This is a genomic window from Malaciobacter sp., from assembly GCF_055140965.1.
The window spans coordinates 1-14621 of the sequence record NZ_JBSRRO010000023.1; the positions used below are offsets into that span (position 1 = coordinate 1).

The following is a 14621-nucleotide window of genomic DNA, read 5'->3' on the forward strand; positions in this document are numbered from 1 at the left end:
AACTCATTTGTGTAATGATTTTTTCTCATTATTTCTCTCCACTTTCACTAATTTTAACATACTACTTTTGTATGTCCTATTTAGTGTAACCAGATCAATATGCTTTGATAAAACATATTTTTGACTTGTTCTAAGATTATACTTCTGTCTTGTAAAAAGCTATTTAGTGGGTAAGAGACCTTTACTAAAGAGTTATTTAAATCTTTCATTTCAAAAAGTACAAATATCTGATTTTTGTTAAAACTAAATACATTAGATATTTTATCACTGCTCTTAGGAACGTTTGTTACAATAAAATTTGTAGGTTCCTTATTAAAACTAGAAATTTTCATTTGCGAAAATAATCTTTCCTCAAACAGATATATCTTGTTTTCATACATTTCATAATATCTGAGTGCAGTTATACTCGCTAATGAAATAAAAAAGAGTAAAAAACTTTTGATAAAAGATTCAATTTCAACTCGACTCAAAAATATATCCTTGACCTCTAATATTCTTTATATTTAACTCTGTTAAATTTTTTAACTTATTAATATGAAATCTTAAAGCATTTCCAGTTGGTTTTTCCAAACAATCATAAAGCTCTTCTTGTGCAATTATTCGGTTTTTATTATTAATAAATAGTTCAAATAGATTTAATTGAATTTGAGTTAAATATATATTCTCATTGTTTTTAAATAGCTGCTTGTTTTTTGGTAAGTATACGATGTCATTAAAAGCTATTTCCTTTTTATTTGAAGAGAGTTTTAAATTCACTTTTACAATTAACTCCTCGGGATAGAAAGGCTTTTTTATAAAATCATCTGCACCAACTTCAAAGCCCTTTAAAAAGGTCTTTAAATCTGTCATAGCACTAATAAATATTGCGGGTGTTGAATCGTCAGCATCTCGTAAACTTTTAAGTATTTCAAGTCCATCAATATCAGGAACATTTATATCAAAGATATATAAATCATATTCTTTATCAAAAGTGATCTCTATGACATCATTGCCTTTAGTAACATAGTCAACTTCATAATCATTTTCCAATAATAATTCTTTAATAGTTTCACCTAAGGATAAGTCATCTTCTAATAATAAAATTCTTTTCATGGTATTGTTTTACTCTTTTGCTTTGCTATTAATTAAAAGTTGTAGTATTTCTCTCATTGAGTAAGGAATGAAATAAAATATTGCCAATTTTTCACGTTTATTCTCTAAAATACCTGCATCTTTTAATTTTCTTAAGTGTTGAGAGATAGGAGATTGATTCATTTCTAGAATATCACAAAAATCACATACACATAGTTCTTTATTATTTAAAAGTAAATAAACAATTCTAAATCTAACTTCACTACCTAAAAGAGCAAAAACTTTTGATTGATAATCAATATTTTTTTTATTTTTACTAATGTCTTTTTTTGCTTTTTTAACCAAAACATCATTATTTTTATCTCGGACACAGTTTATTGTATTTGTCATACTTTTCCTTTTTTATCTTACTAAAAACCTATATAGCTATCTTTTACGATTGATTATTAGTTTCTCGTAAGCCTTAATATTCTAATTGCACCATAAATTACTAAAACAAATACTATTGCACCAACGATTAAGTCTGGTTTATTTGAATTTAACACTGACACAAGTACAGCAGAAACAATTACTCCAAAGTTAATTATTATATCATTTGAAGTGAATATCATACTAGCTTGCATATGCGATTCTTCACTTTTAGATTTCATAAACAGATATAAACAAATTCCATTTGCTATAAGTGCAAAAGTTGATACAATAATCATTGTCCAAAAATCTGGCATTTGACCATCCCCAAGAAACCTTCTCATAACTTCAATAAATCCTATAAATGCAAGTAATATTTGGAAATATCCAGCAAGTTTCGAAACATTGTTTTTCCTTGCAATTGTTCCTCCTACTGCTAATAGACTAATACCATATACAAATGAATCGGCAAGCATATCTAAGCTATCTGCAACAAGTCCCATTGATTTTGAAATAATACCAGTTGACATTTCTATCAAAAAAAATGCAAAATTAATAGCTAGTACTGTCCAAAGTAACTTACGTTGTCCACTTTCTTCTTTAAACTCAACTTCTTCTGTAGTTTCACTACTTAAAAGGGTATCCCCTAATTTTAAATCATTTATTGAACTTTCAATTTCAGAAATATTACCAATATGATAAACAGTTAATTTTCTATTTGGAATATCAAATTCAAGGTTTTTAACCTCTTCAATAACATCAAGTTTCATTCTGAGTAAGTTTTCTTCACATGGACAATCCATTTTTGTGATTTCAAATGTTGTCTTTTCCATATTTCTTCCTTATACTTTATATATTATAAAAACAATAATCTATATTAGTATATTCTAATTTAATAAAACATTAATACATGACAAATATATTAGAATATACTAATATACTTATAAGAATGTTAATATCATTCAAAACTAAACAAGGTATAATCATGAAAAAATTATTCTTACTTTTAAGTATCGTTATCTATAGCTTTGGAGCAAAAGATTTTGTATCGCCGGATGTTGCTATTAAGCCAAGTGCAGAAATAAAACAAAATAGCATAGATATTAAACTTTCATTATATAAGCATATATATGTATATGATAAAAAATTGAAAGTATTAATCACAAAGCCTAAAAAATTGATTTAACAAATTACATTGCTAAACCTGCAACTGAAAACTTTAAGGGTGACCAAGTAATAGTTAAAGATTTTTCATTAAATGTTCCATTTACTTTAATCAAAGAAAAAATAGGCAATGTACCATTTAATTTAGAAATTCAATATCAAGGTTGTACTAAATTAGGGCTTTGTTATGCACCTACAAGTAAAACTTTTAAATTTCCTAAAATTGATAATATTAAGTAAGATAAAACTATAAACAGTTTTTTGAAAGTTCATATTAAATGTTACATAACCTCTTACTTTTGGAGCAGTTTTTAGCAATGGAAAGTTTGTTCCAAAAAGAGTTGAATTTTGGAGAATGTTCAATAAAGAACAGGTTTTGGAATTTGTTTTTATAACTTGTTTGATACCCTATTTAGTGTTGACAGAAAACTAATCCTCTTCTTTTCTAAATGGTTCTAAAATGTCTAACTCTTTTTTATAATATTCACTCTGCACTTCAAATAATCCTAAAAGGGTATGAGAAAGATTATCTTGTGAATAGCTGTTTTTGCTATTGGCTTTGAGTTCATCAACTTTTAATTCACCCTTGACTTTATCTCCAAACCATAAAACTGATGGCACGTGTGTTTGCTCAATAGGAGCTAATAAGTCAGGCATTCCATGTAAATAAATTCCATGCTCTCCTAATGATTCCCCATGATCACTCATATAGACCATTGCTGTTTCAAAATCATTATTCCGTTTTAGAAGGTCAATGACTTTTTTCAAAAAGTAATCGGTATATAAAATCGCATTATCATAGGCATTATCAATCTCTTCTTTACTACACTCTTCAAGTTGATTGGTTGTACATACAGGGGTAAATTTCTCAAATCGTTTTGGATATCGCTTATAATAAGCTGGCCCATGATTTCCCATTTGATGTAAAACAATCATGATATCACCTTTGGGATGAGTATTGATATACTCTTGTAATCCAGATAACATTCCTTCATCTCTACACTCTATATCACAAATAGGGTTTGTGTCAGAGCTTTGGAAATCTTCATAATCAACTCGTAGGGCAACACCCTTTGAATCAGAATTATTATCTCTCCATAAGACATTGACACCAGATCGTTTTAAAATGTCCAAAACATTATCTGTATTTCTAACTGCTGTTGAATCGTAGTCTTTCTTTTGTGTCAGGGAGAACATACAAGGTACGGATTTAGCAGTGGCAGTACCACATGAACTGACTTGTGGAAAATTGATAATATCTTCTTGCTCCAGTAAAGGGTTGGTTTGCTTTGCATATCCATTAAGTGAGAATCTATCTGCTCGTGCAGTCTCTCCTACAACCATGACAATCAATTCTCTCTCAGGAATTGGTTCATCAATTTTAGCATCCATGGCGACATGTTGAAACTCAACACTTTTATGAAAATACTTCTCTTTGATAAATTTTTTTACGCTATAGATTTGAAAAGTTGGCGTGGCATAATATCGTATTTGTTTGTGTTCTCTAAAGAACGTTGCATAGTAATCCCCTTGAGATACAATGGTAATAACAATCACCAATAAACTTAAAATAAATGATTGTGCTTTTCTTTTGAGTTCCATTTTTAAACTACCAAATTGCAGTGGTGTAAAATAGATAAAAATAGATGGGAGAACAAATAAGAATAGAATATATAGCACCATGTTTAAACTGAATAAATCAAGAGATTCTTTCATACTTGTTTCAACTGCGTTTTCAATCATACTATGGTCAATAACTACATCATACGTTGTCATAAAGTAATTACTAAAAGCAGCTGTAAGCAACATCAAAATCAATAGAGGTTTCGTTGTATATTTTGAAGAGAACAGTAGAAATACTAAGTTCATAAACAAAATGGAGTTTATAATGACTGTTATATCAAATATAATGTTATCTGAGAATGGATAGATTTCAAATAAGTGTTTAAAAAACGCATTATTACTAAATAGTCCAATCCAAAGTGCAACCAAAAATATAAGTAGGGTTTGTTGTCGTATTTTCAAAATATGATTCCTTATAAAGTAACAGTAAATTATAAATAAAGATCTAATATTATAGATCCCCACGAAAAAATAAAGACTATAATACTAATAAATACAATAGCACTTCCAACATCTTTTGCTCTTCCTGCCATATGATGGTGTTCTAATGTAACTAAGTCAACAACTCTTTCTATGGCACTATTTGTTGCTTCTGCAAGTAACATCCCAAATAAGGTAATAAACATAATTAGTTTATATATTAAAGTAGTATCAATTATTATTATATATGGAAATAAAATTAATGTAATAATTAGTTCAATTTTAAAAGATGTTTCAGTTTTTACTAAATCTAATAAACCTTTTATTGCATACATAGTATTTTTTAGAAAATTATATTTTGGTTGATTTCTCAAGTTTTTTCCTTAATGAAAATATATTTATTTTATTTATAAAGCTTATTTTGATATAAATAATCCAGTGTAATAATAAATGCCAATGCATCTTGTTCTAATTCTGTATCAGAAACAGTTTCTAAAAGATGCTTATTTTTGTATTTATACGTTACCGGTTTTTTCCCAGGTTGAATTATAGCAATACTATCATTTACTCGTAAAGCATAAGAGTTATGAAACTGCATAAAAGAGAGATTCTGTTTTTTATCACTAAAAATTGAATGTCCAAGAATAGGGAAATTCAAGTCAATACCGATTAAATCAAGTGCTGTTGCTAAGATATCTGGCTGTGTTGTTATCTTGTCATACTTCATTGGCTTCACGCTTTCTGAAATTATAAATCCTGGTATATGAAACATATTTACAGGAATTACATCTTCTCCATACACACGTATGTTATGATCTGCTACGACAACAAAAACGGTGTCTTTATAATAAGATTCTTGCTTTGCTAATTCAAAAAACTTTCCAATTGCAAAATCTGCATATTTAATTGCATTTTTGACACTTTTTTTAGGTACATTATCAATAAGTTCTATTTTATTATTTGGGAAATCAAAAGGTGAATGATTTGAAGTTGAGAACATTACACTAGCAAACTTTTGATTATTTTTATAATGTTTAGCAAATTCATTATTAGCTCTAATAACCATATCTTCATCACTAACACCCCACGTGCCAGTAAAAGAAGGATTATTAAAACGTGGTTGGTCAATAATTTCATCAAAACCATTTCCTAAAAACCATCCTCTCATATTATCAAATCGACTTTCACCACCATAAATAAAAGAAGTATGATAACCATACGGTTTTAATAAAGAAGCGATGGTAAAGAAATCTCTTTGAGATTTATTTCTTTTGATTACCCCTTTACCTGGAATTGCAAAGTTTCCAGCCATACACCCAGCTATTCCTCGTACACTTCGTGTACCATTTGAATATAAATCTGTAAATAAAATACCCTCTTTACTTAAACGATTTATATTGGGAGTAATTCCTTTTTCACCACCTACAGCTTCTACAAATTGTGCACCTAAACTCTCTTGTATAAAAATAACCAGATTTTTTGATGAAACATCATGAAAATTCGTTGGTTGAACTCTTGAAAAAGGCAATTTTACATTGTTACTACTTATATTTAATCTTTTTTGAACTCGATTCAATGCTTCATCTATAGGCATATTACCGTACTGCTTTAATAAAGCTTTGTTATTATTCTTTTTATTGATATAAATAGCATATCCTATACTGTACAATGAATTTTTTGTAATCTCATTTAGTATTCTATTTGATGAATACATTGCATCAGATTGATTTGCAGGTCGATGTCCAAATGATGAACGAATACCTATAAATAAAAGTATTGATAATGGCAAAAATAATGCAAGTCTTTTTATATAATGAATGTCAAAGAGTCCTTTAAAATAAAATTTGAAAAGTTTTAAATATCCTATAATAAATATAGAAATTAATAAGACTGCAAAAAATAGTTCTAATTTATATTCTGCAAAAATCATAGAGAAAACTTCTTGTGGATATACTAAGTATTCCACAAATAAATAATTTGGACGAACATCATATTCTAAGATAAAAGGAAAAGTGGCAACTTCAATATATATCATACAAGATATTGTAATGACAAAGTAATATTTTAATGTGGATTCATAAAACTTAGATGCATATTTAGGTAATAAAGTCATCATAAATAAAGGAATAATTAGAATGATAGAGACACTAATAGTATCCATTCTCAATCCATAAATAAAAGTCAGCCAGTAATTAACATCTGTGTGATTACTAAAATTATCAAAGTACATAATAAACAGACATAAACGTCCAATAAAAAGTATACCTATCATTATTAAATAATGTATTGCCAATGTTTTAAAGATTCTCATCAATACTCTTCTCCAATTAAAATAAAGTAGAATATTAAATTATGAAAATGAAATGAAAATGAAAAGGGTATAGTGTATAGTGTATAGTGATAATATGAGGATAAGTTTTAGCCCACTTATCTTCAAACTCTTTTAAAGCATTTAATGCTGATTTTTCATTTACTGCTTTATAGATGAATTTTAAATCATCTGCAAGCTCTTTTCTATCTTTCCATGAGACAAACTTCAAAGAGTTTCTAATTTGATGTACAATACATCTTTGAACTTCAGAGTGAGGATAAACTGCTTGAATAGCATTAGAGAATCCATTTAATCCATCTACTGCAAAGATAAGAACATCATTTACACCTCTATTCTTCAGTTCATTTAAAACACCTAACCAATACTTGGATGATTCAGTCTTAGCAATCCAAACACCTAAGACATCTTTATGTCCATCAAGGGTAATTCCAATCATCAAATAAGCAGCTACATTTCTGACTTGTCCTTCAAGTCTTACTTTTAAAAATGTGGCATCCATAAAGATAATGGCATAGATTGATTCTAATGGTCTTATTTGCCACTCTTTGGCTTTTTCAATAACTGCATCAGTGATATTGGAAATGGATTCATGAGAGATATTATGATCATAGAGTTCTTCAATATGGGATTGAATATCTCTGGTACTCATTTCTTTAGCATAAAGTGATATTACAGCATCTTCAATACCATGAATATCTGTTTGTCTTTTTTTAATGATTTCAGGGTGAAAATCAGAGTTTCTATCTCTTGGAATTGAGACATCTATAACACCAAACTTGGAGTTCAGTGATTTATCATTATGACCATTACGGTAATTGTCAATTTGAGAACTTTGATGCTTCTCATAGCCCAAATGGTGTGTTATTTCTTGTTCGGTTAAAACTTCAATAACATCTTTAACCATCGACTTCATAACATCATTGACATCATCTAAGGACTTTATCTGTCCACTCTTGTAAGCCTCTTTGATTGCTTCTTTATCTATCATGTAAATCTCCTTCTTAGATTTTATCTAATTTGGAATTTACACAGTTTTATTTACACTCCCAGTGTATATAGTTTTACTAATTTATAATGGGAGTTTAACGGTTACTAAGGTACCTTGATTAGTAGAATTGATTTGTAATATTCCTTTATGAAGGTCAATACAAGATTTAACAATGAATAATCCTAATCCAACTCCTTGTATATTTTTATTTCTTGATTCTTCAACTCTAAAAAATTCATCTGTAACTTTTTCTATTTTGTCTTTTGGAATACCAATCCCTTCATCTTGAATTTTGAAAATAGCATAGTTTTCTTCTAAATAAAGTTCAATATTGATATTAGAATTGTTATGACTATATTTAATTGCATTATCAACTAAGTTCTTAAAAATGGTATGAAGAAGATTATGATTGCCCAAATATTTTAATGAATGAAACTCTTTCAAAGTTAAATTGATATTCTTATTTTTTAAATCATTGTTATACTGTTCAATTATATTCATAATAATAGAATCTAATTGACACCAACTAAAAGAGTTTTTTACATTATATTTTGTATATTTTGTGTAGAACAGCATTTCATCAGTAATGTTTGATAATTGGTTTACCGCTTTTAATATAACTTCTAAACTTTTAATATAGTAATCAGGTTCTCGAATATTTTTCAATGTAACTTCAGCTTCACCTTTTATGATAGTCAATGGAGTTCTAAATTCATGAGAAACATTTTTATTAAAGGTATCTAATTTGGAAACTCCTTCTTTTAGACGAGAAATCATACTATTAAATGATGAAATTAATTCAGATATTTCATCTTTATTAGATGGGTTTTCAATTGAAGTTGATAAATCTGAAACTGTAATATTTTTAGCATCTCTTGTAATGTTTTTAATTGGTATTAATATTTTATCAATAATCTTATTTGCAAGAAACATTAATACTATCAATAATATAGGAATTGTGCCGAGTAAAATATGCTCAATGTCTTCTGCTTGATTATGTATATTTTTTTTATATAAAAGAATATTTCCTACAAAGGGATTTGTAAATTTATATGAATATATTGCATCTACTTCAAAGTTATTGATTTCATTAATATATAACTGAGGCTCTTGATATAATGTTTCATAATTCTTTAATGTAAATTTTTTCGTTTGATATATTAATTTATTTTTTTTTAGAATAGCAACTTCTACGTCTTTTAGTGTTTCATCAATAATTATGTTTGTATTAAATTTATTTTCTTTTAAATCAAGATGTAATGAAATTGCATATTGCTCTAGTTGTTCAAGTATGCGCTTGTTAATACTTTCTTCAAGTAAATAATATAAAGCATAACTAAAAATAAAAAGTATAATAAAAATTACACTTGAAAACCAAAAAAGAATTTTATGTTTAATACTTTTAAATCTCAATTTTATACCCTATGCCTCTAAAATTTTTAATAAGTTCTTTACCTACTTTCTTTCTTAAATTATATATTGTAACTTGAATCACATTGCTATTGAGAAACTCCTCATTACTATATAGCATTTCCTCAATAGTATCTTTTGAAATATAGGAGTTTTTGTTTTTAATTAACAATAACAAAAGTTCATATTCTCTTATAGATAAATTAATAATAGAATTATCTTTTAAAACCTCTTTGGTATCTAAATTTACTTTTAGATTAGAAAATTCCATTATATTACTCATTTGTGAACTTCTTCTATACAGTGAAGTTACTCTAGCCTCTAATTCTTCAAATGAAAAAGGTTTAGATAGATAATCATCACAACCTGTTTTTAAACCTGTTATCTTATCTTCAACTGCATCTTTTGCTGTTAACATTAATATCGGTGTAAAAATGTTCTTTTGTCTTAAATTGTTTAAGATTTCGATACCATTTTTTTTAGGTAGCATCCAGTCTAATATAATTACGTCATATTTGTTAATGATAGAAAGATACTCTCCTTCTTCCCCATCATTTGAAATTTCAATAGTATAATGTAATTCTTCAAATCCTCTTTTTAGGAAATTTGCAATATCTTTATCATCTTCAATTATTAAAATCTTCATAACTACTATACTCTATATATAAATTTATTTAACAAACTATGTTGGAATTATTTTATAATATAATATATGTTAAATCAACATTAATTATAAATCTCAACTTTTACACATAGAAAATCATAAGTAAATCCATATATAGGTGATTTTAGGTATAATTATTTACCTTAAACATCAATATATAAAGGGGGGGGATAATATGTGTCAAACTATGGTAAATATATACCACCACTGGAAATCTCCCGTAAACAATATTTTTGGTTCACTCTACAACTTCTTATTTTTTGAGCAGTTTTTACTAAGGATAAGCTTTTCCCAAAAAGACTTGAATTTTTGAACATATGAAGTAGTCAGGTTGACTACTTCTTTTTGGCTACATCTTTAATTGCTCTATAGATAGTATTCCGTGCTACATGAAAAAATTTAGATAACCATTCAACAGACTTTCCTTTTTCGTGCTGATTGTATATAACATTTTTCTCTTTAGTACCCAGAATAGCTTTTCTACCAAACTGGACACCTTTTTTCTTTGCAGCTTCAATTCCTTCTCTAACACGTTCATTTATTAAATCACGTTCAAATTCTGCAATAGCACCTAACATTGTAAATAACAGTCTACCTGCTGGAGATGTAGTATCAATATTTTGATGTAATACTTTGAGATTTACATCTTTGTTTTGTAAAAACTTCGCAGTATTATGAAGGTCTATTACAGACCTTGCTAATCTATCAAGTTTTGTAATATAAAGTACATCACCTTCTCTTACGAAGTCCATCATAATCTTAAACTGTTCACGATTCGATTCATTTTTTCCTGACCTTTTTTCTGAGAAAATCTTTTTACAGCCAGCACTCTTGAGTTGATCAATTTGATTCTCAAGATTTTGACTTGAAGTTGAAACTCTTGCATAACCTACATTCATAATAAATCCTTTGTATTGAACTTACTATTTATCTCATATATTTGAATGATTGTAAAGTAATGTCTATTTTCCTAAAAGAACTATTTTACATAAAATAATAGATTCAGAATTTTGACGACATACTAAACGAACTCTTTGTATTTTACTGGTTCTGTATTATAAGAGAATTTCTTACACTCCCAAAATCTCTAAATTATCATTTAATTTTTATAACTTTTTACAAAAGTTTTGGTGCACTATAGTAAAACCCTTGTCCATAATCTATCCCTAACTCAATAACAACTGCTTCAATCTCTTGTGAAGCAACAAACTCTGCAACAGTTTTTATATTTGCTAATTTTGCAAACTCGATAATTGATTTTACTACCAATTGATTATTGTAACTTTTATCTATATTTTTTATAAGAGACCCATCAATCTTCAATATATCAATATCAAGTTCTAATAAATAATTATAGTTAGAATATCCACTTCCAAAATCATCTATTGCGATAGATACCCCAAAAGTTTTTACCTCTTGTATAAACTCTTTGAGTGCCTTAAAGTTATGCACCTCTTCAGTTTCAAGTAGTTCAAATGTAATTTTTTGCGCTATATCTTCATTGTTTTGCAATGTACTCATTATAAATTTACAGGTCTCATGATGAAGAATATCTTCAATAGAAAGATTTATAGAGATATCTACATTGTAATCCCTTACTGCTTGAACGCTTTTTTTAATAACTTCGTGTGTGATTTTAGTATAGAGTTTTGCTTTTTTTGAAAGGTCTAAAAAGAAATAAGGAGAGATGTACTCATCTTTATCTTTCATTCTTACAAGTGCCTCATGTTTTATAATCTCTTTCGTTTTAAAATCAATCAATGGCTGGTACAGCATGGCAATATCATCATTTATAAGGCTTGTTTTGATTTTTTGGATCATAGTAAGATTTTCTTGAATCTCTTGTGTTTGATCAAGTGAATCATCATAGTATGCTATTTTTTTACTAAAATCATCTGCTATAGATTTGATAGCCAATGTTGCATTCAACAAGTAAGGCTCTTTTGTGCTAATACCTGCTAATACCTGAACAAATATCTCTTGGTTTAAGCCTTTATATTTATAATCTTTCTCTTCAATGATTTCTATCAAATTAATAGCTAATAAAGTTACTTCTTCAAGTGGGTAGTTTTCTAACACAATGACAAATTGATCGGCTCCAACTTTAAATATCTCTGTATTTTCGATAGATTCTATATGATCTTCAAGAATTTTCCCTAGTGTTTGAAGTACAAAATCACCTATATTTATTCCATAAAGGTTATTAATGGAACTGAAATCTACAATATCTAAAAAAATTATTGTACAGTTTTGCATATTCTTTATTTTTTCGATATATGCACTTCTATTTTTAAGCCCTGTAAGTAAATCTGTTGTTACTGATTTTTTATAATCTCTTTGTAGTTTAATAATATGCTGTTTTTCTTTTTCAGATGAAATAATGTAATATATAATAATCAAAATCGTTAAAAGAGAAAAAAGTATAAGCATGTAATACTCGGAATTAAGTTTTTTCAATTGCTGTGCATTTTCTTGCTTCATTGCCTGGGACAAGTCATAAAAATACTCTTTAGAAGACTCTTTTTTGACAAGTGTATTGACTAAATTAATATAACTTGGCAAAGACTTCTTAATTAAATCAATATGTGTTTTATAAAGCATAATATACATTTTATTCTTCTCATTTGTCGCGTCTATATTCTTGAAAAAATCTGTATCAAAAGTATCTTTATCAAAAATTGGGATATCCATACTCGCTTTGATACTTATCAGTCTACTTATTATATTAAGAATTTTTTGTGTTTTATTTCCATTTTTTAATTCTAAATGTATAAGTGAAGAAACAACAAATGCAAAAGAGTTTTTAATCTTTCCACTTTCTCTTTTAAATATTTCTATACCTTGATTCCATTCTTGCTGTTGAATGAATATTTTTTTCAAAATAAGTTTTGTTTTAGGGTAATGATCAGTCATATAAATTTCAGTAGATTCAAGTTTTTGTTCATACTGGTTTAAAAGTTCTAATTGTCGATTTAAAATATCATTATTATAATTTTGATAAAGTGCACTTTGAAGTAATTTATCAATAACTTCATAGTGTTTACCTTTGAGTGTTTCTAACATATTATAAAGTTCATACCCTCTATATTGAATAGCTTCACTTTTTTGCTTATAGAACGTTACCCAAATGCCCATAAAGATAATAGCTGTAATAGCAATTGAAATCTTTATCCACTTATTTAACATCTTGACTCCATGTTGTTGGGACAGTGCCATCAAGTGTTTTTAAAAAAGCCTCTATAGCTTCTACTTCATTGGATTCTAAATATGTACCAAGATTATGATGTGCCATTTTTACAATAGCATCTTTCAATGTTACTGCGGAAGCATCGTGAAAATAAGGTGCTGTTTTATTTACATTTCTAAGTGAGGGTACACGAAAAACATTTTTATCTGCTTCATCTTTAGTAATAGCATATACATCTTGTTGCCCTGGTACATAATTATATTCTATAACACTTCCCATCATCTGCATAGAGTTTCCGCCAACATTTACGCCATTGTGGCATGCAATACATCCATGTTGTTTAAAAGATTCAAATCCTTTGATTTCAAGGGATGTTAATACTTGTTCTCCTTTCAAATACCTGTCAAAACGGGAATTTGGAGTGAGCAATGTTTTTTCAAAAGCAACTATAGCATCTTTAAAAAGTTGATAGTTTGGGGACTCGTTATAGACTTGTGAAAAAATTTGTTGATAGATTTTGGATGAATTGAGTTTTTCTTCGATACTCTCTTTACTAATTCCCATCTCAAAGTCATTATGAATAGGACCATCTATTTGCTCTTCTAAGCTTGATGCTCTTGCATTCCAAAATTGCTTATAGTTATTTACTGCATTAAAAACACTCAAACTTTGAATGAGACCTTTTTTTCCACCTACTCCAATAGAAACTGGCCTTGAATCTGAACCAAAATCACTGTGACATGATGCACACGAGACAGTTCCATCTTTTGAAAAAGTTACATCAAAAAAAAGTTTTTTTCCCAATGAGACCTTTTCCTTATCATAATGTTTTACTTCCTCTATCGGAGTAATAACTTCAGCAAAAAAAAGTGATTTTAACAAGAAACTTAAGAGCAAAATTTTATACATCTATTATAACCTTTAAAAATTCTTTATTATTATTATAACATAGAATATATAATAACTATTTCTTCAGCTTTACAATTTCTATGTTCTTCATGCTTCTAATTTAGAGTGTAAATTATCTGTCATGTCATTTAAGTGATTGGCTACGGATGCAATTTCTTCAACATTCTTGGAGTTTTGCGCTGAAAGTTCATTGATCTCTAAAACTTGTCTAACGATAACTTCAATATTTTTGCCCATTTTTTTAAAATCAAAAAAAGTTTTATCAGTAGCTTTGACTGATTTATTAATAATTTATTTTCGAAGTACCCTCAAGATGCAATATTTATGGGATTTACTAAATGGATAAATCAAAAAATTTATATATGAGTTGAGTTTTGGTAGAAATTCACTTTTTAAAACTTTCCAAATGTCAAGTTAATCTTTACACTTTTGATATATAATTCTT

Annotated in this window: 15 protein-coding genes; 2 read left to right on the plus strand and 13 right to left on the minus strand. The window is 27.8% G+C overall.

Features of this window, described 5'->3' with window-relative positions:
• Positions 1 to 80 precede the first annotated feature (80 nt).
• From ACTCCZ_RS07960 to ACTCCZ_RS07975, 4 genes are read right to left on the minus strand one after another with little or no spacing between them, the layout of a single operon-like run.
• On the minus strand, positions 81 to 470 hold the full coding sequence (locus ACTCCZ_RS07960) for a hypothetical protein (RefSeq protein WP_079578524.1): 390 nt from the start codon (positions 468 to 470) through the stop codon (positions 81 to 83).
• On the minus strand, positions 457 to 1092 hold the full coding sequence (locus ACTCCZ_RS07965) for a response regulator transcription factor (protein WP_079578526.1): 636 nt from the start codon (positions 1090 to 1092) through the stop codon (positions 457 to 459). Before ACTCCZ_RS07965 ends, ACTCCZ_RS07960 begins: the two co-directional genes overlap by 14 nt.
• A 9-nt stretch (positions 1093 to 1101) precedes the next feature.
• On the minus strand, positions 1102 to 1461 hold the full coding sequence (locus ACTCCZ_RS07970; RefSeq protein ID WP_079578528.1) for an ArsR/SmtB family transcription factor: 360 nt from the start codon (positions 1459 to 1461) through the stop codon (positions 1102 to 1104).
• Between the two features lie 56 nt (positions 1462 to 1517).
• Positions 1518 to 2312, minus strand: coding sequence for a cation efflux transmembrane domain-containing protein (locus ACTCCZ_RS07975; protein ID WP_079578530.1), 795 nt, complete (start codon positions 2310 to 2312; stop codon positions 1518 to 1520).
• Between the two features lie 152 nt (positions 2313 to 2464).
• On the opposite strand from ACTCCZ_RS07975, the gene ACTCCZ_RS07980 reads away from it, so the two are divergent.
• Entirely contained in the window at positions 2465 to 2665 is a 201-nt protein-coding gene (locus ACTCCZ_RS07980; RefSeq protein WP_079578532.1) for a hypothetical protein, read from the plus strand.
• Between the two features lie 89 nt (positions 2666 to 2754).
• Positions 2755 to 2883, plus strand: coding sequence for a protein-disulfide reductase DsbD domain-containing protein (locus ACTCCZ_RS07985; protein WP_416202244.1), 129 nt, complete (start codon positions 2755 to 2757; stop codon positions 2881 to 2883).
• Positions 2884 to 3072: 189 nt separating this feature from the next.
• Here ACTCCZ_RS07985 and ACTCCZ_RS07990 read toward each other — a convergent pair whose 3' ends face one another.
• The 9 genes from ACTCCZ_RS07990 to ACTCCZ_RS08030 form a co-directional block, all read right to left on the minus strand.
• The gene (locus tag ACTCCZ_RS07990) at positions 3073 to 4668 is read right to left on the minus strand and encodes a phosphoethanolamine transferase (RefSeq protein WP_079578534.1); all 1596 of its coding nucleotides are present in this window, start codon (positions 4666 to 4668) and stop codon (positions 3073 to 3075) included.
• 29 nt (positions 4669 to 4697) lie between these two features.
• The gene (locus ACTCCZ_RS07995) at positions 4698 to 5060 is read right to left on the minus strand and encodes a diacylglycerol kinase (RefSeq protein WP_079578536.1); all 363 of its coding nucleotides are present in this window, start codon (positions 5058 to 5060) and stop codon (positions 4698 to 4700) included.
• 29 nt (positions 5061 to 5089) lie between these two features.
• Positions 5090 to 6847, minus strand: coding sequence for an LTA synthase family protein (locus ACTCCZ_RS08000; RefSeq protein WP_228145322.1), 1758 nt, complete (start codon positions 6845 to 6847; stop codon positions 5090 to 5092).
• Positions 6848 to 7031: 184 nt separating this feature from the next.
• On the minus strand, positions 7032 to 8006 hold the full coding sequence (locus tag ACTCCZ_RS08005) for an IS256 family transposase (RefSeq protein ID WP_079578539.1): 975 nt from the start codon (positions 8004 to 8006) through the stop codon (positions 7032 to 7034).
• 81 nt (positions 8007 to 8087) lie between these two features.
• A complete protein-coding gene (locus tag ACTCCZ_RS08010; protein WP_079578541.1) occupies positions 8088 to 9419 on the minus strand; it encodes a sensor histidine kinase in 1332 nt (443 codons plus the stop codon).
• Positions 9409 to 10062, minus strand: a complete 654-nt coding sequence (locus ACTCCZ_RS08015) for a response regulator transcription factor (protein ID WP_079578543.1) — start codon at positions 10060 to 10062, stop codon at positions 9409 to 9411. The genes ACTCCZ_RS08010 and ACTCCZ_RS08015 overlap by 11 nt, the downstream gene beginning before the upstream one ends.
• Before the next feature lie 353 nt (positions 10063 to 10415).
• On the minus strand, positions 10416 to 10979 hold the full coding sequence (locus ACTCCZ_RS08020; protein WP_079578545.1) for a recombinase family protein: 564 nt from the start codon (positions 10977 to 10979) through the stop codon (positions 10416 to 10418).
• Positions 10980 to 11196: 217 nt separating this feature from the next.
• The gene (locus ACTCCZ_RS08025) at positions 11197 to 13266 is read right to left on the minus strand and encodes an EAL domain-containing protein (protein ID WP_159445738.1); all 2070 of its coding nucleotides are present in this window, start codon (positions 13264 to 13266) and stop codon (positions 11197 to 11199) included.
• The gene (locus tag ACTCCZ_RS08030; protein ID WP_079578549.1) at positions 13256 to 14176 is read right to left on the minus strand and encodes a cytochrome-c peroxidase; all 921 of its coding nucleotides are present in this window, start codon (positions 14174 to 14176) and stop codon (positions 13256 to 13258) included. The genes ACTCCZ_RS08025 and ACTCCZ_RS08030 overlap by 11 nt, the downstream gene beginning before the upstream one ends.
• Between the last annotated feature and the right edge of the window lie 445 nt (positions 14177 to 14621).